Below are 22,422 nucleotides of genomic sequence, written 5' to 3'. Positions count from 1 at the left end.
GAAAAAGGAGAGGGGGGACTAGCTTGTAGTTTCTAAAACTAGAGCAGCCAAATTAAACTAGAAAACTAGTGGCTAGTTCCCCCTCTCCTTTTTCGGAGAGGGGGCTAGGGGGTGAGGCGCAACGCTAGAACGACACAGCTAGTTTACAGGGCCGCCGTGCTCTTCATCGGGCTTGTAATTCGCTTCCAGTTCGGCCAGCTTGGTTTTGCCGTAGGCGAAGCGGGTGATGAGCACGTAGAGCACCGGCACGATGAAAATGGCCAGCAGCGTGGCCGAAAGCATACCGCCGAGCACCGTCCAGCCTATTGTTTGGCGGCTGATGGCGCCAGCGCCGGAGGCGAATACCAGCGGCGTCACGCCCAGAATAAAGGCCAGCGAGGTCATGACGATGGGGCGCAGGCGCAGACGGACGGCTTCGAGGGTGGCCTCCAGCAGCGGCATGCCTTTATCGACCCGCTCCTTGGCGAATTCGATGATAAGGATGGCGTTTTTGGCCGAGAGGCCGATGAGCGTAATCAGGCCGATTTGGGCGTAGACGTTGTTGGTGAGCTTGGGCAGGAACGTGAGGGCCAGGATGGCCCCGAACGCGCCCAGCGGCACGGCCAGCAACACCGAAAACGGCACCGACCAGCTCTCGTACAACGCGGCCAGCAGCAGGAACACGAACAGCAGCGAGAGGCCAAAAATGTACACCGTCTGCCCGCCGGCCAGCTGCTCCTCGCGGGTCAGGCCCGAAAACTCGTAGCCGTAGCCCTGCGGCAACGACTCTTTGGCCACTTCCTGCAGCGCCTTCAGGGCATCGCCCGAAAAGTAGCCGGGGGCGGCGCTGCCGTTGATTTCGGCCGAGCGGAACAGGTTGTAGTGCGAAATCAGCGGGGCCGACTCGGCCCGCTCGTAGCTCGTAATGGTGCTCAGCGGCACCATGCCGCCGCTGCTGTTGCGCACGTAGTACTGGCTCAGGTTACTGATGCTGCCCCGGTAGCCCGAATCGGCCTGGGCTACCACCCGGAAGTTGCGGCCGTAGAGCGTGAAGTCGTTGACGTAGGACGAGCCCAGGTAGGTGCGCAGGGCCGTGCCGATATCGGCAATCGACACGCCTAGTTTCTTGGCCTTTTCGCGGTCGATGGTGAGCCGGTAACCGGGCGTGCTGGCGGTGAAGAACGAGAAGGGCCGCACGATTTCGGGCCGCTTGGCCAGCGCTGCCTGAAACGCTTTCAGGTTGCGGTCGAAAGTTTGAATTTTGCCGTCGCCGTCGCGCTCCTGGAAAATAAACGAGAATCCCCCGCTGTTGCCCAGGCCCGGGATGGGCGGCGGCGAAATCACGACGATGTTGGCTTCCTTGAACTTGCTCAGGCGCTGCTGCACGGTGGCCATCAGGCCCTGCAGCTGCAGGGCCTCGTCTTCGCGCTCGGCCCAGGGCTTAAGCTGGCAGAAAATGGTGCCGCTGTTCGATTTCGACGAGAAGTTAATCACGTTCAGGCCCCCCAGACCGGCGTAGTGCGCAATGCCCGGGATGGAATCGAGCTCGTGCATGATGTTTTTGAGCATGGCCACCGAGCGGTCGGTGGAGGAGGCTTCGGGCAGGTTGTAGGTGATGAAAATCCGGCCCTCGTCTTCGGTCGGGATGAAGGCCGTGGGCTTGTTGGCGTAGAGCAGGCCGGTGCCCGCAATCAGGCATACGAGCAGAATAACCACCAGCCGCGCGTGCTTGATGCCGCGCTGCACACCCTTGCCGTACTTGCCGGTTACGCGCTCAAACCAGCGGTTGAACTTGAAAAAGAACTTGTCCAGGCCCTTCGACTCCTGGGTGCGCTCGTGGGGCTTGAGCAGCAGCACGCATAGGGCCGGCGTGAGCGAAAGGGCCACAAAGGCCGAAATCACGACCGAAATGGCGATGGTAATGGCAAACTGCTGATAGAGCCGCCCGGTGATGCCCGGAATAAAGCCCACCGGCACGAACACGGCCGCCAGAATGAGGGCAATGGCAATAACGGGCGCCGAAATTTCGCGCATAGCCTCCAGCGTGGCCTCCAGCACCGGCATTTTGCGCGCGTTCATGTTGTGCTCCACGGCCTCCACCACCACAATGGCATCATCGACCACAATGCCAATGGCCAGCACGAAACCGAACATGGTGAGCGTGTTGATGGTGAAGCCCAGCGGAATAAAGAAAATGAACGTGCCCACAATCGACACCGGAATGGCCAGCACCGGAATAAGCGTGGAGCGCCAGCTCTGCAGGAACAGGAATACCACGATAATCACGAGCACCAGCGCCTCAACCAGCGTGTGCAGCACCTCCTCAATCGACACCTTTACCACGGTGGCCGCCTCGAACGGAATGATGTAGGTGAGGTCGGTGGGGAACTGCTGCTTGAGCCGCTCCATGGTGGCGCGCACGTTGTCGTAGGTTTCGAGGGCGTTGGCGCCGGGGGCCTGATACACGAGCAGGTAGGCGGCGCGCTTGCCATCGACGTACGAGTTGTTGGCGTAGTTGAACTTGCCCAGCTCCAGCCGGGCCACGTCTTTGAGGTAGACCACGGCCCCGGTTTCGGGGCGGGTTTTGATGATGACGTCGCCGAACTCCTCGGCCGTGCTCAGGCGGCCCTTCACGAACACAATGTACTCGAAGGTCTGGCCCGCGTTGGCGGGCGGGGCCCCAATCGAGCCGGCCGCAATCTGGGCGTTCTGCTCCTGAATGGCGGCCGTTACCTCCTGGGCCGTTACGCCGAGCTGCGAGAGTTTATCGGGGTTGAGCCAGACGCGCATCGCAAAGTCGTCGGCCCGGCTCACGATGTCGCCCACACCCTTGGTGCGCAGCAGCGCGTCTTTCACAAACAGGTTGGCGTAGTTGTCGAGAAAGGTGTTGTTGTGGCTGCCTTTGGGGGCGTACAGGGCCACCAGCATCAGAATGCTCGGGTTGCGCTTGCGCACCGTCAGGCCCAGGCGCTGCACCTCCTGGGGCAAAGTGGGCAGGGCAATGCCCACGCGGTTCTGCACGTCGAGGGCGGCAATGTTCACGTCGGTGCCCAGTTCGAAGTTCACCGTCATGCTCATCTGCCCGTTGCTGGTGCTGTTGCTTTGCAGGTAAGTCATGCCCGGCGTGCCGTTCACCTGCACCTCCACGGGCGTGGCTACGGTTTGCTCCACGGTCTGGGCGTCGGCGCCGGTATAGGTGCCGTTCACCGACACAGTGGGGGGCGTAATTTCGGGGTACTGCCCCACCGGCAGGTTCAGGATGGCCAGCACGCCCAGCAGCAGCAGCACCAGCGAGGTAACAATAGCCGTAACCGGCCGGCGGATAAAGGTTTCTGCAATCATGGTGTTGGAGCTGTTCTGGCGCTTACCCCACCCCCGGCCCCTCCCCTCCGGGAGAGGGGTGCCAGACGCGAGTTTGCTAATTCTGTTCGTTGAACGCACCCCTCTCCCGGAGGGGAGGGGCCGGGGGTGGGGTTAACGGCTGCCCGTTTTGGCCGCCGCACCCGTCGCGGCTGGGCTGCCGGCCTGTACCAGGCTGCCGTCGCGCAGGCGCTGGAAGCCTTCGGTGATTACCTGGTCGCCTTCTTGCAGGCCTTCGAGGATTACTACCTGGTCGCGCAGTTGGGGGCCGAGCTGCACTTTGCGCTGGCGGGCCTTGCTGCTGTCGCCGGCCACGAACACGAAACTCTCGCCCATCTGGTCGGTAATGGCTTTGTAGGGGATGATGATGCGCTGGCCCGACTGCCGGTTGAGCACGTGCAGCACTGCGCTCATGCCATCCTTGAGGCGGCGCTCGGGGTTGGCAAACTCCACCCGCACCTGTACGGTGGCCGTCTGCTGCTCCACGCCCCGCGCAATGGCCTTAATGCGGCCCGACTGCTTGTACATGGTGCCATCCGACAGCTCCAGGCGAAACAGCGAATCGGGGTTGGCCCGGCCGGCGGCCTGCAAAGCCATGAAGCGGGGCAGGTCGGTTTCGTTGATGACGAAGTCGACGCCCATGGGGTCTTCGGCGCTGATGGTGTTGAGCAGCGTGCTGCCGGGGCTGATTTGGGAGCCCAGCCGCACCTGCGAGATGCCGATGCGCCCGCTGAACGGGGCCGTAATAGTGGAGTAGCTTAAATCGGTGCGGGCCAGCGTAACGGCGGCGCGGGCCTGAGCTACCTGGGCCTGGGCGGTGGCGTAGGCCGTGGCGGCGTTGTCCACAATCTGGCCCGCAATGGCATCCTGCTGGGCCAGTCGCTGGTAGCGGTCGAGGTTGAGCTTGGCATTCTGCACCGTGGCCTGAGTGCTGCGCAGCCCCGCCAGCGCCTGCTGGTAGGCGGCCTCAAAAGTGCGCCGGTCGATTTCGTAGAGCTTCTGGCCCTTGGACACCACTTCGCCCTCCTGAAAAAACAGCCCCGTGATGAAGCCGCCCACCTGGCTGCGTAGCTCCACGCTGTTGAGCGCCACGGCCGTGGCCGGATACTCATCATAATACACGGCGTTGGTGGTGCGGGCGGCTACCAGCGTTACGGGCGTGGGCGGCGGCGGCCCGGCCGGCTTATCGGCATCCTTAGCGCCGCACCCTGCCAGCAGCAGCAGGGCCAGAAGAGAGAGAAAATGGTGCTTCATGATTGGTTGTATTGAGCTGTTAGCTAATAGCTTTTAGCTGACAGCTTTCATTGGGAAAAGAGCTAACAGCCAACAGCTAATAGCTTACTTCGTTAATACGCCACCGGCAGCGTGCCCAGGGCGCGCTGCACATCGAGTTTGGCAGCCAGCACGGCGTAGAGGGCGTTGTAGTAGTTGAGCTGGGAGGTGCGCAGGTCGTTTTCGGCTACTATCACTTCAAGGTAAGTCTTGATGCCTTCGTCGTATTGCAGCTTGATGATCTTGTAGATTTCGCGGGCATCGTCGCGGTTCTGGCGCTGGGCCTGCAGGTCGAGGAAGTTGCCCTTGTAGCGGGCCAGGGCCTGCTCATACTCGGTGGAAATCTGGTTCTTGGTGTCGAGCACCTGTAGGCTCAGGCGGTCTTGGCGCAGGTTGGCAATCTTGAGGTTCTGCAGGCGGCGGGTGCCGGTGAAAATCGGGAGGCCTAGCTGCAGGCCGGCCTGCGAAGTGGGGAAGGCCTGCTTGTAGAGCTCCGCGAAATCGTTGTTCTGGTACACCTTCACGTAGTTGCCAAAGGCCGAAAGCGTGGGCAGAAAGCCCAACCGGTAGTAGTCAACGTCGAGGCGCTGGAGTTGCTGCTGGGTCAGGAGCTGCTGAATCTCGATGCGGCGCTCGAAGGCCAGCGGCTCCAGCGTGTCGAGCATGGTTTCGCGGGCCAGCTGGAGCGTGTCGTAAGTCAGCGTTACAGGGGCGGCCTCGGGCGGGGCGCCCATCAGCTGGCGCAGGGCAGCGTACTTGCCCTTGAGGTTTTCGGCCGTGCTCTTGCGGTCGGTAACGGCATTTTTAACCGCAATTTCGGCCCGCTTGTAGTCAATCTTATCCTTGAGGCCGACCTCGTACTGCGCGAAGGCGTCTTTGAGCTGCTTCTGCTGGCGCGTAATGGCCTCGTCGAGCACCCGCAGCTGCTCGTTGGTCAGCAGGATGTCGTAGAAGGCCTTGCTCACGTCGCGCACCACGTCAATCTGGTAGCTGACGGTGTTTTGGCCGTTCTGCTGGCGCACATAGCGGGCCGAGCGGGCCGTGCGTAGTACATCGGCGTTGTAGAGCACCTGGTTGCCCTGCAAACCCAGGTTCGACACGTTCTGCAGGCCAATGCGCCGAATCTGGGCCGGGGCCGAAGGGTCGGTGAAGTTGGGCAGCACCGCCACCGGCAGCTGAAAGTTGCGGGTGTAGGTGCCCGTTCCCTGCACCTGGGGCAGCCAAGCCGAAAGGCCCACCCGAATCTGCCGCTCGCCAATGGCCTCATCGAGCCGGGCCTGACGCACCAGGGGCTGGTTCTGCAGAGCGTACTGCAGGCACTCGGCCAGGGAAAGCGGCTGGCCAGGCAACGGCGGGGCGGGGGCAGCCACCTGGGCCCGGCTTAGGAGGGGCAACAGCAGCAGCAGGAGTGATAAACCCGGCAGCCCGAAAGCGCGAAGCAGTTGATTCATACGACAGGCATAAACAGCTACCTGCTTACGCGAACAAAAGTAAAGCGGGCAGAAAGCCCGACACCAACAGCCTTGCGGCACTACCGGCGGGTTGGTGCCAGCAGTGCCCGGCATCGAAATCCAAGCCGCCATAACCCGCGGCGGGCAAAATTGTTGGCGTGTCGCCCGGTCCGGGCGGCGGCATCTGGCCTGAAGGCCTGGCACAATACCGGCGAAGCTGCTGGCGTCCGGCCAAGCTACCCGGCCCGACGGCAGGGTTATCAAATCAGGCTGGAAGAACCCGTAGGGCTACATTTCGGCTATCGTTACCAGCACGTCGGTGTTACGGCCGTGGTCGTCGGCGCAGGAGATTTTGATCGGCCCGGGCGGGGGGCGAAAAAATACCCGCTCGGTGGCCGACGCCGCTCGTAGAAACTGGTCGTTCACGTACCAGTACACCTGGCGCACCTCGCCATCAGTGGTGCAGCTGAGCAAGAGCTGCTGCTGCTCGCGGGCACTGAGCACGTACTCGGTATTGGAGGTGGGCGAGGTGATGGTGGGCGCCCGCTCGGGGCCGCCGCTGGCCCGCTGGCACTGGGGGTTGTGGGGCGGCAGGCGGCGGTAGGGCAGACCCTGGGCCACCCGGTAGGCGGCCACTTCGGGCAGCAGGTTGGGGTACAGCTCGCGCCGGAACCCGGCCGCCGGCGCGCAGGCCCGGCAGTAGGTAAAGGTGTTATCGGCCGACACCAGCACCTCGCGCTGGTGCTGGCAGCGCCGCCCCGAGCTTTGGTTGGGCAGAAAGTAGTCGATTACCTGGTCGGGGCAGGTTTCGCCGGGCACAAGACCGGTTTCGGTGCACACGAGCCGGAAATCGAGGCTGGCGGGCGGCACAAACCAGTCGTTGGGCGAGTTGTAGGCCAGGGCGTTGAACAGGTCGAAGAGCAGGGGCGTGGCCACATCGGAGCCGGTGAGGGCCGGGCTGCCCTGGCCGCTGAAGTTGCCCACCCACACGCCAATCGTGTAGTCGCGGTTGTAGCCGATGCTCCAGGCGTCGCGGCGGCCGTAGCTGGTGCCGGTTTTCCAGGCAATTTTGGGCAGCCGGGTGCTGCGGGCGGCCCCCAGCGGCAAGTCGGGCCGCGTCAGCTGGCTCAGGATGTCGGTGACGAGAAAGGCGGCGGCGGGGGAGACCAACGAAACCCCACCCCCCGACCCCACACTCGCTTTAGCCGCGACATCCTCCGGGAGAGGGGGAGCCAGACGTGAAGTCGTTGAACGCACCCCCTCTCCCGGAGGGGAGGGGGCCGGGGGGTGGGGTGAACGAAGCCCCAACTTCTCATACCGCCCCCCGTTCGCCAGCGCCGTGTACAACCCCGTTAGTTCTTCCAGGGTAGCCCCGCAGCCGCCCAGAATGCTGCTAAGGCCCAGGCGGGTGCGGTTGCGGGCTATGCTTTGGAAACCGGCCTGCTGCAGCTTTTCGGTGAAGGCGGGTACGCCGTAATCCTGGAGCACGCGTACGGCGGGAATGTTGAGCGAAAAGGCCAAAGCGCGCTCCAGCGCTACTTCGCCCTGGCAGTGCTTGTCGAAGTTCTCGGGGCGGTAACCCTGAAAGTTGGTGGGCACGTCGGGCAGCTGTAGCTTGGGCGTTACCAGGCCCCGGTCGAGGGCCAGCGCGTACAGGAAGGGCTTAAGGGTGCTGCCCGGCGAGCGGACGGCCACCACGCCGTCGTTCTGGCCCTGGCCCCGGAAGTCGCGGAAATCGGCCGAGCCCACGTAGGCCTCCACCTGCCGGGTGCGGTTATTCACCACCAGCACCGAAGCCTGCGAAATGCCCAGCTCGTGCAGGCGGCGCACATAATTGCCGGTCAGCTCCTCGGCCCGGCTCTGCTTGGCGCGCTGCAGGCTGCTACGGATAATGGCCGCGTGCGGAAACTGCCTTACCAGCCGCCGCGACAGGTGCGGAGCCAGCGTGGGCGCGGCGTGGCGGCGCACGTTCAGCGGCTCGCGCAGGGCATCTTCAATATCCTGCTTTGCGAACAGTCCGGCGGCCCCAAACCGCTGGAGCCAGCGGTTTCGCTCGCGGCGCACGGCTTCGTTGTTCTGGCCCAACACCAGGCCGCGCGGGCGGTTGGGGATGATGGCCAGCGTGACAGTCTGGGCCAGCGAGAGGAAGTTGGGCGGCTGCTGGAAGTAGAGCAGGGCGGCCGATTTCACGCCCTCGATGTTGCCGCCGTAGGGCACCAGGTTCAGGTAGAGCTGCAGAATCTCGTCCTTGCTGTAGTGCGCTTCGAGCTGGGTGGCGCGGGCCATTTCGAGCAGCTTGTTGCCCAGCGTGCGCGGCTTGGGCTCCAGCAGCCGCGCCACCTGCATGGTAATCGTACTGGCCCCGGTGGTGCGACCCTGGCCAAACAGGTTGCGCCCGGCGGCCTGCACCAGCGCCAGCGGGTTCACCCCGAAATGCCAACGAAACCAACGGTCCTCCTTCTCGATGATGGTCTGGCGCAGTACCGGCGTAATCTCGCTGAGCTCGGTTTTCATTCGCCACTTTTGGGTGGGGTTGAGGGAGGCGTGCAGCACGGTACCATCGGCGGCCAGCACAATGGGCGAGTAGCGCGGGGCCGCCGGCAGCGGAAACAGCCGGTCGAGGGCCAGCAGCAGCAGCAGCGCCAGCCCGGCCAGGATTTCCAAAGTGCGAATGGCGGTGCGCCGTTTCATAGGGGCAAGATACGGGTTGCCCGGGCCTTCTTGCCGCCGGCCTTTCGTATATTCGTCAGCCAAGCAACCCCCGCTGCTATGTCCGTCATCACCGATATTTCCCAGCTCGACCTAACCAAAACCTACACCTACGCCGACTACCTGACCTGGCGGCTGGATGAGTTTGTAGAGCTGATTCGGGGCAAGGTGCGACAAATGAGCCCCGCTCCGCGAGTGCGGCACCAAGCGGTTTCCTTTAATCTGGGAGGAATTATCCGCAACAAAACGCGCGGAGGTGCCTACCAGGGCTTCGCTGCACCTTTTGATGTAAGGCTGCTGAAAAGTACTCCCGACGGCGATACGCGAATTAGCACGGTAGTGCAGCCCGACCTGTGCGTTATCTGTGACCCGGCCAAGCTCGATGAGTTTGGTTGCGTGGGCGCACCCGACTGGATTATCGAAATCCTGAGCCCCGGCAACGTGGCCCACGACAGCAAAACCAAGTTCGACCTCTACGAGGAAAACGGGGTGGGCGAATACTGGATGGTGGACCCCGGCCTCAAGAATGTAATGGTGTACGTTCTCGAAAGCGAACAGTATCAGTTGCGGGGCGAGTTCTACCAGCCCGGCCCGATTCCGGTGGCTACGCTGCCCGGCACGGCGCTGGAGTGGGCAGAGGTGTTCGAAGGAATATAGCTGCTCGATTTCTGACACCTACTCAATATACGTTACCTGACGGGGCGGAAACATGCGGCGCACCAGCTTCTCTAGCCGGCCCTGGGTGCTGCGTACGCGGTGCTTCACGGGCAGGGCGCGATAGTCGAAATCAGCTAGTGCAGCTACTTCTTCGACCACTGTGCGCTCTTGTAAGTGCGATTCGAGCAGGAAGGCGCTAATGGCGGAGTTCCACTCAGTTTTGGTGCTCCAATAGTGTCCTATGTGAGCCGCGGCGGCACCCAGCGGCCCAGTTTCCTCCAGCGCAACCGATAGGGCAAATTGCTCGATGAGCCGGGGCGTTACGCCTTGCCGGCTCAAATCGTCGCAGATGCGCAGGGCCAGCGCAATGGCCTCAGCGGCCCGGCCCGCCGGAATGCCCACTACCCCGGCGTTCCACATTTGGTGGTCTTCGCGCATGGCCACGCCCCCAAACGTATGCTGTTGTACCTGCTGCCACATGCGCTGCTCAGTTTTACTGGCCAGCTGGCTTAACGCGCCTTCCGGCTCGTGCATCAGTGCCGTGCCCGACGCCAGTCGCGCCCGTAGCTCGGCCAGGGAGCCATGCAGGAAGGTATCGGTGTCGAGGTAGAGAATGGCAGACTCGGGCTGCCGCTGGTGTACGTATTCGAGGGCCTTGATTTTGATGCGCCAGAAAAAGTCGAATTCGCCCCGCCACTCCTGGATGGTCGCCGCTTCAATGGGCAGCACAGTTACATGGTCGGCCATGTGGCGGTAGAATTCGGGCGCATCCGTCACTACCGTAATACTATCGAGTTGCTCCGGCTGCCGCAGAAACGAGAGCATGGAGAAAACCGCCTGGAAATGGTTGGGAGCCGCGTTGCCGAAAACGAGATAAAGCAGGTGCATTCTGGGAAGTTGAAGAATTCTACCGCACCCGCACCACACCGGCGCCGGAGTAGCTGTGGTACTCGGCGTTGTACATGGCGTCGGCGCTTACCGGGCCTAGCTTGAAGGTGCCTTTGGACACGGCGCGGGCCAAGTAGTAGAACGCCTTGGGTTTGGGCGTGGCGGTGGTGAAGATGTTTAGGCGGTCGTCGCGCACGTCGAGGTAGTCGGGCTGGGCGGCGTCTTTGGCCCAGGCCAGCTCGCGCACGGCCCCGATGCGGGGGTTCTCGATTTCGAGGCCGGCGGGCAGCAGGTCGGTGATGGCCACGTTGGGCACCTCGCCGGCGCTTTCGGCCGATTGCAGCGTGAGGCGGACTACCACCAAATCGTTCTGGCGGAAGGTGGCCGAGCCTAGCGGGTTGCCGTTGCGGTCCATAAACTGGCGGCGCACCATCAGGTAGGCGTCTTCCTCGGGCACGCGGCCCGAGGCCGAAACGCCTTCCATCTCCCAGAAGTAGTAGAGGCTGCCCTTGTCGGCCGGCTTCAGCGTGATTTGGCGGTTGGCCACGTTGCTTACCGTGAGGTCTTTGCCGGTGAAGGCGCCGATGTTCTTGCCGTCGGCCAGCAACTGGGCAGTGGCGGTGCTGTTGGCGTTGCTCTTGGCCAGCTTGCCCAGGGCCAGCAGCGAGAAGGCGCGTTCCTGGGTGCTCAGCCAGCCGGCCTGCTGCACGCGGCGGCTCAGCTGGCGGCTCAGGCTAAGTACCTGCGGGTTGCCGGGGTCGGCGTCGAGCAGGGCGTTGAGCACCAGGGCCATATCGCGGATGGGCGAGGCGAAGGAGCCGCCCAACTCGCGGCGGGCAATGCTCGGGGCCGCGCCGAAACGGGTGGGCACCGTCTGCCGGAAGGCGCGCTGATTGCCGCTCAGGGCGAAGGCCGCCGCCAGCAGGTAGCGCGAGTCGTCGGCCAGCAGGGGGCGGTTGGCTTTGTAGTAGTTGAGGGCCACGGGGGTGGGTCGCCCGGCCAGGGCCAGCACGTAGAGCGAGTACGGAATTTCCTTTTTGGCCAGCGTCACGGGCCGAATCACGCCGCCGGTCTGGATGATGTTGTAGGTCTCGGTTTCGCGCTGGCGGGTGCGGGCTTCGAGGTAGCCGAGCACCCGGTCGAGCACGTTCTTGTTCACCGCAAAGCCTGCCTGCTTGGCTTCGAGCAGGAAATGGGCAGCGTAGGCCGTGGCCCACCAGTTGTCGTAGTCGCCGCCGGGCCAGTAGCTCAGCGAGCCGTTGTACATCTGCTGGGCCTCCACCTTGCGGATGGCCTCCTGCACGTGGTAGTTGGGGTTGAACTGCCCCGCCTTGCCCTTGACACCGGTTTTCTGCCCCAGCGTCGCCACCAAATCACCATAATACAGCTGCGGGAAGGCGGCCGACACGGTTTGCTCCAGGCAGCCGTAGGGGTACTGCAGCAGGTAGCGCAAGTCCTTGGCAAACTCGGCCATCGGTGAGCGGCTCACCACCAACTGGCTCCGCAACGAGGCCGCCATGAAATCGGTCTTCAGATTCAGCTGCTGCACCTTGCCGCCGCCCGCCAGCACCCCGCTACCGGTACGCTTTTGCAAGGGCGAAGCGGGCCGGACGGGTAGCTCGATGGTTTCGGTGAAGGTTTCGTTGAGCGCCTTCACCGTTGTGGTGAGGGTGGCGCTGCCAATGCTGGCGGGGGCCAGCACCCGGAACTTCACCCGCTGCTCGGCGCCGGCCGGTAACCGCACGGTTTGCGAGGCGGCTCCCAGCACCCGCAAGGGTCCGGTTACGGCCAAGCTGGCCGCGCCGGTACCGGGGGTTTTGGTCGTATTGGTCAGCGTTACGGGCACGTCAATGGTGTCGCCGGGGCTGGCGAAGCGGGGCAGGGCGGTGCTGATAACCACCGGGTCGGCGACGCGCATGGTGTGCTCGGCCGAGCCGAAGGCGTCGCCCTTGTAGGCCACGGCCATGATGCGGATGGCCCCGCTGAACTGGGGCACCTGGAGCTGGTAGCGGACTTTGCCGCTGCCGTCGGCCGTGAGCACGCCGCTCCACTTGGCCAGCAACTTCACGCGGCGCGAGGGTACGGGCGTGGTGCGGCGGGCCAGGTCGTAGCCGTCGCCGCCGGTGGAGCTGGTGCCCAGCTCGGGCAGCAGGAAGGGGTACACGTCGTGGGCCGCCACTTCGAGGGCGCGTTTCTGGTAGAAGTAGCCGTGGGGGTCGGGCGTGCGGAAATCCTTCATCTGCAAAATCCCCTCGTCTACCATCGCCAGCGTCACCTGGGCACCGGGGGCGGTGGTTACTTCAATGGTCTGGCTGGTCTGCGAGCGGCTCAACTCCGGCGCTTTAATGGCCACCGACAGCCGCGAGCCGGGCTTTTCCACCGTCAGCGGCACGAAGCCGCGGGCCACGGTCAGGGGCAGGCGGTTGTCTTTGATGGGGCGGATGGCGGTGGCCGTGACGTAGATGTTGGGCACGTGGCCGCCGCGAATCGGGATGTCGACTTTGGCCGATTTCTCGTCGGTATCCACGTAGAAATGGTCGAGCACCCGGTCCCGCTCTACCGTTACCAGCACGCGGCCGGGGAAGGGCGTTTTGAGCAGTAGGTGGGCGATTTGGCCGGGCTCGTATTTCTCCTGGTCGGCCTCGATGGTCACTTCGCCCTCGTTGTTTACCTCGAAGGAGTTGCTCTGGGTGTCGCCGTAGCCGTAGGCGTACACGCGCTGGGATACGTAGGTGGCCGCGCCGGGCCGCGAAACCCGGATTTCGTACTCGCCCGAATACTGCGGCGCGAAGCCCAGGTTGGCATCGGTGCCAGAGCCCGAAACCTCCACGTTGCGGCGGATAATCGTTTCCTCGCGTTTCTGCGAGTTGTACACGTAACGGCCGCCGCGGCGCTCAATCACGGTTTCCCACAGCATCCGGATTACCTCCACGCGGGCGGTGGCGCTGGTGGGCTTGCCGGCCGGCGTGAGGGCCACGAGCTCCACGGGCACCTCGTCGCGGGTTTTCGCCAGCTCGCCCAGGTTTCTCACCCCAAACATGACCGCCTGGGTCTGCACCTCGAAGGTGGCATAGCGGTTTACGGGGCGGCCGGTTTCGTCGAACACCGTGGTAAAGGCCGCGCCTTCCAGGGTGCCCAAATCGGGGTAGTCGGGCACCTGGTAGGTGGCGGTGCCGCGGCCGGCGGCGTCGGTGGTGCCTTCGCGCACGGTCTTCTCGAAACGGTCGGAAATCGGGCTTGACTCCAGGCTGCCGTAGTTGCCCCGGCGCCGGTTGCCGCTGTTGATGGCGAAGTCGAAATCGGAGTACTCCTTGGGCTGGAAGCGCTTTTCCTTGAGCGAAAACTCCACCTCAAACTTGCGGTCGGAAGCGGGCGGGCCGAACAGGTTCTGGGCCGTAATCAGGGCCTGCACGGTCTGGTCGGGCTTTACTACGGCCCGGCTGGCTTTCACCGTCACCTTCATGCGGTCCGGAATAAACTCCTCCACCGAGAGCTGGCGCGAGGTGAGCAGCACGTCGTTGGCGGTCAGGATTTCGAGCGTGTAAAGGCCGGTCATCACGCTGGGGGGCAGAATAAAGCGGGCCTCGGTGCTGCCCTCGGGGCTCAGGGTTTTCTGCAGGCTGGCGTACTCCTTGCCGGTGGGCAGCAGCAGGCGCACCTTCAGCGGCAGGCCTTTGGGCGGGGCCTGCCAGGTTTCGGTGCGCACCACGGTGTTGGTCTGGATGGTGTCGCCGGGGCGGTACAGGTCCCGGTCGCCGTAGAGGAAGGCCTGGTAGCGGGCAGCGTTGTTTTGCAGCCCGCCCACCTCGAAGCGCGAGGTTTCCACCCGGCTGCGGCTCAAATCCAGAAACGTGAAGTCGTCGCCGCGCCGGGCCACCACCATGCCCAGCCGGAACCGCGCATTCTGGGCCGTGCTATCGAACTTGGCCACGCCCGCGCCGTTGGTGACGCCCGTGCCCATTACCTGGTTGTTGGAGCTCAGGTAGCTGATTTCGACCCCGCCCAGGGCCTTGGCCTCCCGGATCGAGTTGGCAAACACCATGGTGCTGCCGGCCGCGCCCTGCTTCACAATCAGGCCGATATCCGACACGGCCACCAGCTTGCTCACCTGCAGCCACTGCCGCTCGGTATCCTGCACTTTTATCACGTAGAGCCCCTTGAGGCCCGCCGAAAACTCCAGGTCTTTCAAACTCAAGTTCAGCAGCCGCAAACCCTGCTCTTTGGGCATGCCGGCCACCGTGTAGGTGCGGTTGGACAGCACGTTGCCCAGGTTCTCCACGTCGTAATACTGGAAGGAACGGTCCACGTATTCGCCGTTTTCGTCCTGGTTGCTTTCCCCATCCTCACCGTCGTAGTCGGGGTAGCCGTACTGGCTGCCGCCGCGCAACAGCTGCTGGATGTTGTTGGCGTACACTTTGGCAATGGTCACTTGCACTTTGTCCACCTCGTTGATGCGGATGCCCAGGTTGCGGGCGCCCAGCGCGTCGAGGTACAGGGCCTTGTCGGCGCTGGCGAAGCTGATGGTGGGCCGCTCGTTGGAGAAGCTTACCGTCTCGGTCACGTCGTCGTTCAACTCGCCACCCAAACTGCCGCGTAAGCCGCTACTCAGGCGTACCTGGTAGCTTTTGCCCACCTCGAAACCACCTTTGAGGCGCACGCCGCTTTCCAGCTCCTCCACCTCAAAGGCTACCTGCGGCGACACGGCCACGGCGCTCCGCATATCCATCCCGCTCACCGGCTGGTTGGTCTGAATGGTGATAACCGGGTCGGCGCCCTGCAGCGTGCCGTTGATGGCCGTTACCTCCAGCGCCTGAGGGTCGGGCATGGTTAGCTCGGCTTCGGTGGTCTGGTCGGTGGCCAGGTCGCTGCCCACCGCGTTCAGGCCGGGGGCCAGTGCTAGTAGCAAGGGCGAACCAGGCCGCAACTGCTGCTTCAGGTTCAGGCGCACCTGCTGGCCCGCCTCGGCCCCCACCACCTCAAAAGCTACCGGCTCGCCGTCCTGGGTCAGGCGTAGCAGCGGCTTCACGTCGGTGGGCTTCACGGCGTAGTTGAAGGGCAGTTCCACCCGCAGCTCGGCCGTGCCCGCGGCCCGCTCCGAGCGGCCCCAGAAGGCCTGGGGTGCCTGCAACGCCAGGTAGGGCGTATGGAATTTCTGGCGGTCTTCGGGTAGCTCGGTGCCCCGGCGCGTGCCTTCGGGCAGGGCCTCGCTCACCAGCTTGGCCGTGAAGGCCGTGCTGGGCCGCAGCGGCACGTTGGGCGAAAACACCAGCTCCCGGTCGGTGGTCCACTTGAACTTACCGCGCATGGCCGGCTCGAACGCCACGACCCGCGTAGTATCCCAGCGGTCCAGCTGCTCAGGCCCCACCACGGCATCGGCAAACTGGAACACGATGTTCTGGTAGGGGTCGATTTCCGCGCCGTTGGGGTCGGGCGCACCCTCATCGGAGCGCGAGCAGGCAAAACCAAGTAGCGCCAGCAACACCAGCAACGGCTGGCGGGCAAGTCGGGAGAGTAGCATAGCAGGAGGGAAGGATAGGCGCCCGAAGGTATAGAAAAAGGGAGATGGAAGCGGCATCACGGATTGTTTCTCCGACTTCCTCCCGTACTTTGCTTCTATGGCTACCAAACGCGCTCCAAAACCCTCGTCAACCGCCGCCGCGCCCTCCCGGCCGCCCTTCATGCTCATCGAGCAGATTCAGGTAAAAGGCTACAAATCACTGGTTGACGCCACGCTGCACGTGAAGCCGCTGACGCTGCTCGCCGGGACGAACAGTTCCGGGAAGTCGAGCATCATGCAACCGTTGCTGTTGATAAAACAGACAATGGAAGCACCGTACCAGCCGGCGGGAGCACTCGTGTTGGATGGGGCGCATGTACAGGCGGAAACGGCTGGAGAGTTAATTAGCAAAATAGATAAGTACAATGATGTTTTTTCAATAAAAATAGTTGAGCAGAAAGTAGATAAATTGTTTAAAGAGGATATAGAAGTGTCCTTTAGGCTTGATAAGTTAGGATTCGCAATATTGTATCAGAAATCAATGTTGTTCAATAAAGAAATAAATTTAAGTCCAGCAATGAGTTGGCATGAAATAGAACCACAATTTGACAAAATTCATCTAAAATTCTTTGGTGTTGCAGCACACAGTGCAAAAGTTGTTATGGAAGCCCCTTTTCTCAAAATACAAGTTTTTGATGAAAAAGGAATAATAGACAATGTGCTCTTAGATGAAATTGTTTTTTCTTATGATTTATCAGATTTAGTTTTATCGATATCCCATATTCCGGGTCTACGAACCAATCCAAAGCGAAGCTATCCTGCAACTTTCCTTCAAAAGCAAATCAAAGGGACATTCGATTTTTATTCTGCTGGTACTATTAGCCAATGGCAGCAACAAAAGAATAGCGACGCACTCACTCAACTTAATGAGTATTTAGTTCGCTTAGGTTTGACTAACTCCATTGAAGCTAATGTGAAGAATGCAAACGAAGTAGAGCTAAGCATAAACCGTCTACCCGCCGGCACGAAAGCCAAACCCAAAAAATCCGATATGGTTAATATCGCCGATGTGGGTATCGGCGTCTCGCAGGTTCTGCCGATTCTGGTGGCGCTTATTGCCGCGCAGGAAGGCCAGATTGTATATGTAGAACAGCCTGAATTGCACCTACATCCACGGGCCCAGGTTGTCATGGCGGAGCTGCTGGCCGAAGCAGCTAACCGGGGTGTGCGCGTAATCGTGGAAACGCACAGCAGCCTGATTCTGCTGACCATCCAAACCCTGATTGCCCAGGAGAAAATCAAGAACACCGACGTGGCCCTGCACTGGTTTGCCCGCGACGCGAAAGGCGCGACCCAGGTAACCTACGTGCAGCCCGACGAGGACGGTGCTTACGGCGAATGGCCCGAGGACTTCGGCGACGTGGAGCTAAAAGCTCAGGACGCCTACCTGACTGCGGTAGGAATGCGGCACTCCGGCAAAGCGGCTGAATAGATGAAGCTGCCAGCAACCTCACGCCGCATCGTAGTCGATACCAATGTAGCCCGCTCGGCCAGCACAAGCCAGCACCCGATTTCTGATGCTTGCCGTCAGGCGTTAGAAACTCTGCAAGATGAGCAACACCGCATCGTGCTTTCCGCCACGCAACTCCGGGAGTGGCAAAAGCATCAATCCGGTTTTTCTAAGAACTGGCTGGTTCAAATGTTCAGCAGGAAGCTGTGTATACCGTTGAATCCAGAACCAGATAGCGGGTTAGCTGACTCGGTGTATTCCCTAGACTGCACCGATAAGGCGCGAGCAGAAATGTTGAAGGATATACACCTGTTGGAAAATGCCTTGGCCACGGATGACATGGTTCTCTCACAGGAAACCAACGTGCTCAACCTCTTTACTTTTTATGCCAGCGCCCTGCGCATCCCGCGCCAAGTGGCCTGGGTGCATCCGGTAACGCATGTGCCGGCCTGTATTGAGTGGCTTCAAGATGGGGCCGAAATATCTAAAGCTACGTGTGTTCCGGCAGGAGCATAGAATTCCCTCACACTCCCGCAAACACCTCCGCCCACTCCACCGCAAACCCCAGCAATGTCGCGCACGGAATCAGGCCCGGCTCGTAGTAGGTGCCGCGTAGCTCGTAGCGGCCGGCTTCGAGCACGTAGGTTGCCACCGTCTGCTCGCCCGGAAACACAATCCAGTATTCCGCCACACCGGCTTCTTCGTAGAGGCTGAACTTCTCGCGGGTGTCGTAGGCCGCCGTTTTGGGGCTCAGGATTTCGATAACCCAGTCGGGGGAACCCAGGCAGCCTTTTTCATCCAGCTTATTTGGGTCGCAGATGACGCAGAGGTCGGGCTGCACAACGGTAGTGATGGGGGAGTTGCCATCGGGTCCATCCGTGAGCAGGCGTACGTCGAAGGGCGCGAAGTAGGCCTCACAGGGGCCATTTAGTACATGCTGGTCGATGTGCCGGAATACATTGCGGGCCAGTTGCTGATGAATCCGGCGGGGCGCGGGGCTCATCAGGCGCACCTTGCCCTTTACCAGCTCCACGAACTCGTCCAGCCGCCACGTCAGGTAGTCGGCGTAGGTATAGGTTTTGGTCAGGTCGAGCTGGGAGATGTCGGTGATGACGGGCATGGCGGCGGCGGTGTGGTCCATAGTAAAGATACGTTTCGCCCGTACATTCGGGCCATGCAAGCCGTTACTATCCTCACCGTTCCCGGCCTGGGCAGCTCCGGCCCGGCGCACTGGCAAACCCGCTGGGAGCAGCACTACGGCTGCCGGCGCGTGGAGCAGCGCGACTGGCAGCACCCCGTATGCGCCGACTGGTTAGCCGCCCTCGATGCGGCCGTTTCTGCAGCGCCGGGGCCGGTGGTGCTGGTGGCCCACAGCCTGGCCTGCGCCACGGTGGCGCACTGGGCCGCCACGGCCACCCGCCCGCTGGCCGGGGCCCTGCTCGTGGGCCCGGCCGACGTAGACCGGCGCGCGCAGCTGCCCGAAGTGCGCGGGTTTGCGCCCATGCCGCTGGCGCGGTTGCCTTTCCCGAGCATCGTGGTAGCCAGCGAAAACGACGAGTACGTGAGCTTGGCCCGCGCCACGGAGTTTGCCGCCGCCTGGGGCAGCCGCTTGGTGAACGTAGGGGCACTGGGCCACCTCAATTCCGAATCGGAGCTGGGGCTGTGGCCACAGGGGTGGGCACTGGTGCAGGAGCTTGCCGCTGGCTTCGCTACCACCGGGGTCGGCTAAAAACGCAACTGCCCATCAACACACAAGCGCCCCGACCAACCGGCCGGGGCGCTTGTGTGTTGGCGAACTACTGAAGTGGCTATAGCTTCTGAAAGCGACTCACGTAGGCCTGCTTCGCGCCCGTTACGCGCACCACGTACAGGCCGCCGCTCAGGCCAGCCACACGCTGGCTGAGCTGCTGATTCAGCTGCTCGGCCGAGCCGGTGGCTTCCAGTACCAGACGGCCGGTGGTGGTGTACACGCTCAAGCGCAGGTTCCGGCCGGTTTCTGGCACCTCAAACCGCAGGCTGCTGCTGGCCGGGTTGGGGTACAGGTGCAGCGGGCCGGTAGTTGTGGCGGCGGTAGTGGCCGTGGGCGTCTGGCTCAGCGAAAAGCGCGTGAACACCGGGTAATGGTCGGTGGTGGTGCTGGCGTAGCTGGCAATGCCGGCCGCCAGGTCGGTGCGGATGGCGGCCGAGCCGTTGATGTAGTACGAGGCCATCGGCTTGGTGGCTAGCACGTTGTCAATCACCGTTCCGAAGCCTACCGTGCTCTGGGCGCCGGCGCGGGCCAGCGGCAGGGTGAGGCCCACGTAGTTGGGGTCGGCCACGAAGGTGTTGTACGACGACACGGCCGGCGTTACGCCGGTGGCAATGGTGCCTTCGAGCACGTCGTTGAAGTCGCCCAGGATCAGGGTGCTGGCGTTGGGGTAGCTGGTGTCGAGCAGGGCTTTCAGCTGCTCGGCGCCGAGCTTGCGGCGGGCGTAGTCGTTGGCCGAGCTGGCCGCAAAATTCGCCTTGGCATGGATGCTTACGAAGTTGACGCGCTGCGTTTTGCCGTCGAGCGTGACGTCGGCGGCCATCAGGAACGGGAAGCGGCCCGAGGCCCAGGCGTTGAAGGCGGGGCAGTTCTGCGCCTCCGTGCAGCGCAGCAGCCCCTCAAACTTCACGGGCCGCACCACGTCTTTGCGGTAGATAAAGGTCAGTTTCTGGGTCGAAGCGTAATCGGGGTCAGCCGTATTGTCGCTATAGGAGCCAAAATCGGCAATTTTGTAGCCGTAGGGCAGGCCCGACTGTGCCGAGAGCGTGGCCGTGAGGTTGCGCAGACGCACCGTGTCCACCACTTCCTGCAGCGCGTACACATCGGCGGCCAGGGCCCTGAGCATGGCCGTTACGTTGGTTTGCTGCAGGTCCACATCAGTCGGCCCCTGGCCTGCGGTGGTCGAGCCAAACCACTCCACGTTCCAGTTCACCACCTCCAGGGTTTTCGCCGCGTCGTAGGTGTTGCCGCGCAGGTTCGGGGTCAGCGTCGGCACGTTGGCCGTGGCCACGCTCAGCGTAGCGGCATAATCGGCCGCGGCCCGCGTGGGCAGGAACCGCACCCGAATCGGTAGTTGGCGGTTGCTGGCCTCGGCCTGGCTGTAGGTGAGGCTGGAGCTGAATACGAGGCTGTCTTTCGAGAGCTGAAATGCAACGTCGGGCGATGTTACCGTTAGCGGGCCGGTCAGGTTGGTGGTCGTCAGCACGATGTTCCGGTAGGCCGGCGTGTTCACCGGCTGGTAGCCGAAAGCCAGGTTCTGGATACTCAGGCGCACGGTGGGCGCCGAGGGCGTGGCCGAGTTGGTGAGCACCACATCGTCGAGGCTCCAGCGGGCGGCCCCGTTGGTGGTCGAGGTGTACACGAAGGCCACGTATACGCCGCTCCGCTTATAGCCGCTCAGGTCGAGGCTATTGTTCTGCCACACATTCGAGTTCTGGGCGGGGAAGTTGGCGCTCAGATCGGTCCAGGTTACGCCGCTGGCGTTGGGGTTGCCGGTGCCGGAGTAGGTGGTAGAAACCAGCAGGCGCAGGCCCGGGCCATTGAAGGCCGTGCGGGTCCAGTAAGACAGCAGCGGGAAGCTGGTACTGGTCAGGTTGAGGGCGGGCGAAATGAACCAGTCCTCGTTGGCCACGTTGCCCCCGTTGGCAAAGCCGTTCATCTGCACGGCACTGGGGTTGGGGGCCGAGTCGGTCGGGTCGGTGGGGTTGCGCCCAAAGCTGGTGCAGGCCCAGGTCTGGGCGCCCGTTACGCTGAACTGCGCCCAGCCATCGGCAAGGGCCGTGGAGCTGGTGCAGGCATTGAAATTAAATACAGTCTGCGTGAGGTCGTTGCCGCTGCCGCTAAGCGCCACATCGCGACTGGTTGCGCCGGGGCTCCGGACGTTGGCCACGCCGCTTACGGCGCCGCTGGCCTGGCCCAAAGTGGTGGGCGTAAAGCGCACGTACACCAGCCGGGGCTGGGCCAGCTCGGCCACCGTGTACACCGCGGTGGTGTCGAACGTCGTTCCGTCCTTGGAAACAGCGAACGGGGCCGCCGTGCGGACGGTAGCAGCGGCCGTCAGCCGGGTGCCGGTAAGCGTGAATGTGCGCGGGGCTGAAGGAACATTAACGGTTTGCTGGCCGAAATCGAGCGTGGCGGGGGCTACGGCCAGCACCGGCGCGTTGGGGTTGGCGTTCCAGCTGAGGGCAAAGTCGTCGATGGCCGAGCTGGGGCGGCTGCCGGGGCCCGTAGTAGGCGTGGGGGCCACAATCCGAATCCAGACGGGCCCGGCTTTGTTGTCGAGCGCCCCGCCGAAGCCGACTTTAAGGGCGGAGTTGGCGAAGAACGGGCCGGTGGTGGCCGTCGTGCCCACCGCCGTAAAGGCTGCGGGCGTGGCTCCAAAGCCGTACTCGACCTGCCAGGTAGCGGTGCGCCCAATCGTGCTGTCGAGCGACTGCAGCCGGAAGTTCAGCTCGAAATCGGTTTTGCCCAGCGTGTTGGCCACCTGAAATACGAAGGCCGGCCCAACGCCGGTAGGCGGGGTGGCCGTGCTGGTACCGTCGCCGAAGCTGCCGGTCTGGCGCAGGCCCAGGGCCCGGTTGGGGCTGGCCGCCTGGTCGGCCGACGAAGTGGTGCTTTTGAGGCCGGTGGCCGAGGCAAGGTTCTTGAACGCGCCGCTGCTGTTGCCCCAGGTGGTGGGGGCCGTAGTGAGCGTAGCCGGCGTGCCAACCTGGTTGGGGCCGGCATTGGTATAAATGCCGAAGCCGGCGGGCAGGCCGCTGGCTAGTCCGTCGAAGGTTTCAACGTAGGGGCTGCTCGTAAGCGCAACCTGGGCCCGCGCTTCCAAAGAGGCTACGGCTAGCAGGCTGGCCCAGCTTAGCAGGAGAAAACGTTTCATCATAGAAGAGAACTTTGAAAGGCGAACAGAGCAAGCAGTTCATATTGAGTCGTTTGCGTCCGGCGAAACAGCTGTCAAAAATAACCCGAAATTGCCCTGGATGCAACAAATACACAATCTGTTAACCGATTATTTCCCGTTAGCTAAGCTTTGCCGATAGGTTGAAACCGTTCTGCAGGCACCTGCGCAAGAAAA

Annotated in this window: 12 protein-coding genes; 4 read left to right on the top strand and 8 right to left on the bottom strand. The window is 62.7% G+C overall.

All coding sequences use genetic code 11. From position 1 onward, the window contains the following. Positions 1-138: 138 nt before the first annotated feature. The 4 genes from BLW21_RS05090 to pbpC all read right to left on the bottom strand — a co-directional run bounded on the left by BLW21_RS05090 (position 139) and on the right by pbpC (position 8,753). Positions 139-3,321, bottom strand: a complete 3,183-nt coding sequence (locus BLW21_RS05090; protein ID WP_092738383.1) for an efflux RND transporter permease subunit — start codon at positions 3,319-3,321, stop codon at positions 139-141. Positions 3,322-3,453: 132 nt separating this feature from the next. Beyond that, positions 3,454-4,593: an efflux RND transporter periplasmic adaptor subunit gene (locus BLW21_RS05085; RefSeq protein ID WP_092738382.1), complete on the bottom strand. Its 1,140-nt coding sequence runs from the start codon at positions 4,591-4,593 to the stop codon at positions 3,454-3,456. 92 nt (positions 4,594-4,685) lie between these two features. Continuing rightward, complete coding sequence (locus tag BLW21_RS05080; protein ID WP_175470864.1) at positions 4,686-6,062, bottom strand: TolC family protein; 1,377 nt, start codon at positions 6,060-6,062, stop codon at positions 4,686-4,688. Between the two features lie 288 nt (positions 6,063-6,350). Further along, positions 6,351-8,753, bottom strand: a complete 2,403-nt coding sequence (gene pbpC, locus BLW21_RS05075) for a penicillin-binding protein 1C (RefSeq protein WP_092738380.1) — start codon at positions 8,751-8,753, stop codon at positions 6,351-6,353. A 78-nt stretch (positions 8,754-8,831) separates the two neighbouring features. Here pbpC and BLW21_RS05070 point away from each other — a divergent pair, with 78 nt between their 5' ends. Next, positions 8,832-9,428, top strand: coding sequence for a Uma2 family endonuclease (locus BLW21_RS05070; protein ID WP_092738379.1), 597 nt, complete (start codon positions 8,832-8,834; stop codon positions 9,426-9,428). 18 nt (positions 9,429-9,446) lie between these two features. Here the strand turns inward: BLW21_RS05070 and BLW21_RS05065 are convergent, their stop codons facing one another. Together BLW21_RS05065 and BLW21_RS05060 are read right to left on the bottom strand one after the other, a co-directional pair. Next, entirely contained in the window at positions 9,447-10,316 is an 870-nt protein-coding gene (locus BLW21_RS05065; RefSeq protein ID WP_092738378.1) for a hypothetical protein, read from the bottom strand. A gap of 19 nt (positions 10,317-10,335) precedes the next feature. Then, positions 10,336-15,834, bottom strand: a complete 5,499-nt coding sequence (locus BLW21_RS05060; RefSeq protein WP_175470863.1) for an alpha-2-macroglobulin family protein — start codon at positions 15,832-15,834, stop codon at positions 10,336-10,338. 97 nt (positions 15,835-15,931) lie between these two features. On the opposite strand from BLW21_RS05060, the gene BLW21_RS05055 reads away from it, so the two are divergent. Together BLW21_RS05055 and BLW21_RS21035 are read left to right on the top strand one after the other, a co-directional pair. After that, complete coding sequence (locus BLW21_RS05055) at positions 15,932-17,305, top strand: AAA family ATPase (protein ID WP_092738376.1); 1,374 nt, start codon at positions 15,932-15,934, stop codon at positions 17,303-17,305. Further along, positions 17,306-17,839 (top strand): hypothetical protein, encoded by a 534-nt coding sequence (locus BLW21_RS21035; RefSeq protein WP_139255088.1) that lies wholly within the window; start codon positions 17,306-17,308, stop codon positions 17,837-17,839. Positions 17,840-17,846: 7 nt separating this feature from the next. Here the strand turns inward: BLW21_RS21035 and BLW21_RS05045 are convergent, their stop codons facing one another. Continuing rightward, positions 17,847-18,464, bottom strand: coding sequence for a Uma2 family endonuclease (locus BLW21_RS05045; protein WP_245711815.1), 618 nt, complete (start codon positions 18,462-18,464; stop codon positions 17,847-17,849). Between the two features lie 33 nt (positions 18,465-18,497). On the opposite strand from BLW21_RS05045, the gene BLW21_RS05040 reads away from it, so the two are divergent. Further along, positions 18,498-19,052 (top strand): RBBP9/YdeN family alpha/beta hydrolase, encoded by a 555-nt coding sequence (locus BLW21_RS05040; RefSeq protein ID WP_092738374.1) that lies wholly within the window; start codon positions 18,498-18,500, stop codon positions 19,050-19,052. Between the two features lie 79 nt (positions 19,053-19,131). Here the strand turns inward: BLW21_RS05040 and BLW21_RS05035 are convergent, their stop codons facing one another. Beyond that, positions 19,132-22,230: a T9SS-dependent choice-of-anchor J family protein gene (locus tag BLW21_RS05035; RefSeq protein ID WP_092738373.1), complete on the bottom strand. Its 3,099-nt coding sequence runs from the start codon at positions 22,228-22,230 to the stop codon at positions 19,132-19,134. Positions 22,231-22,422 lie beyond the last annotated feature (192 nt).

Source organism: Hymenobacter psychrophilus (assembly GCF_900107135.1).
Taxonomy (GTDB): Bacteria; Bacteroidota; Bacteroidia; order Cytophagales; family Hymenobacteraceae; genus Hymenobacter; species Hymenobacter psychrophilus.
The sequence above is the reverse complement of the archived record's forward strand: the minus strand, read 5'-3'. Positions and strand labels throughout refer to the sequence as shown.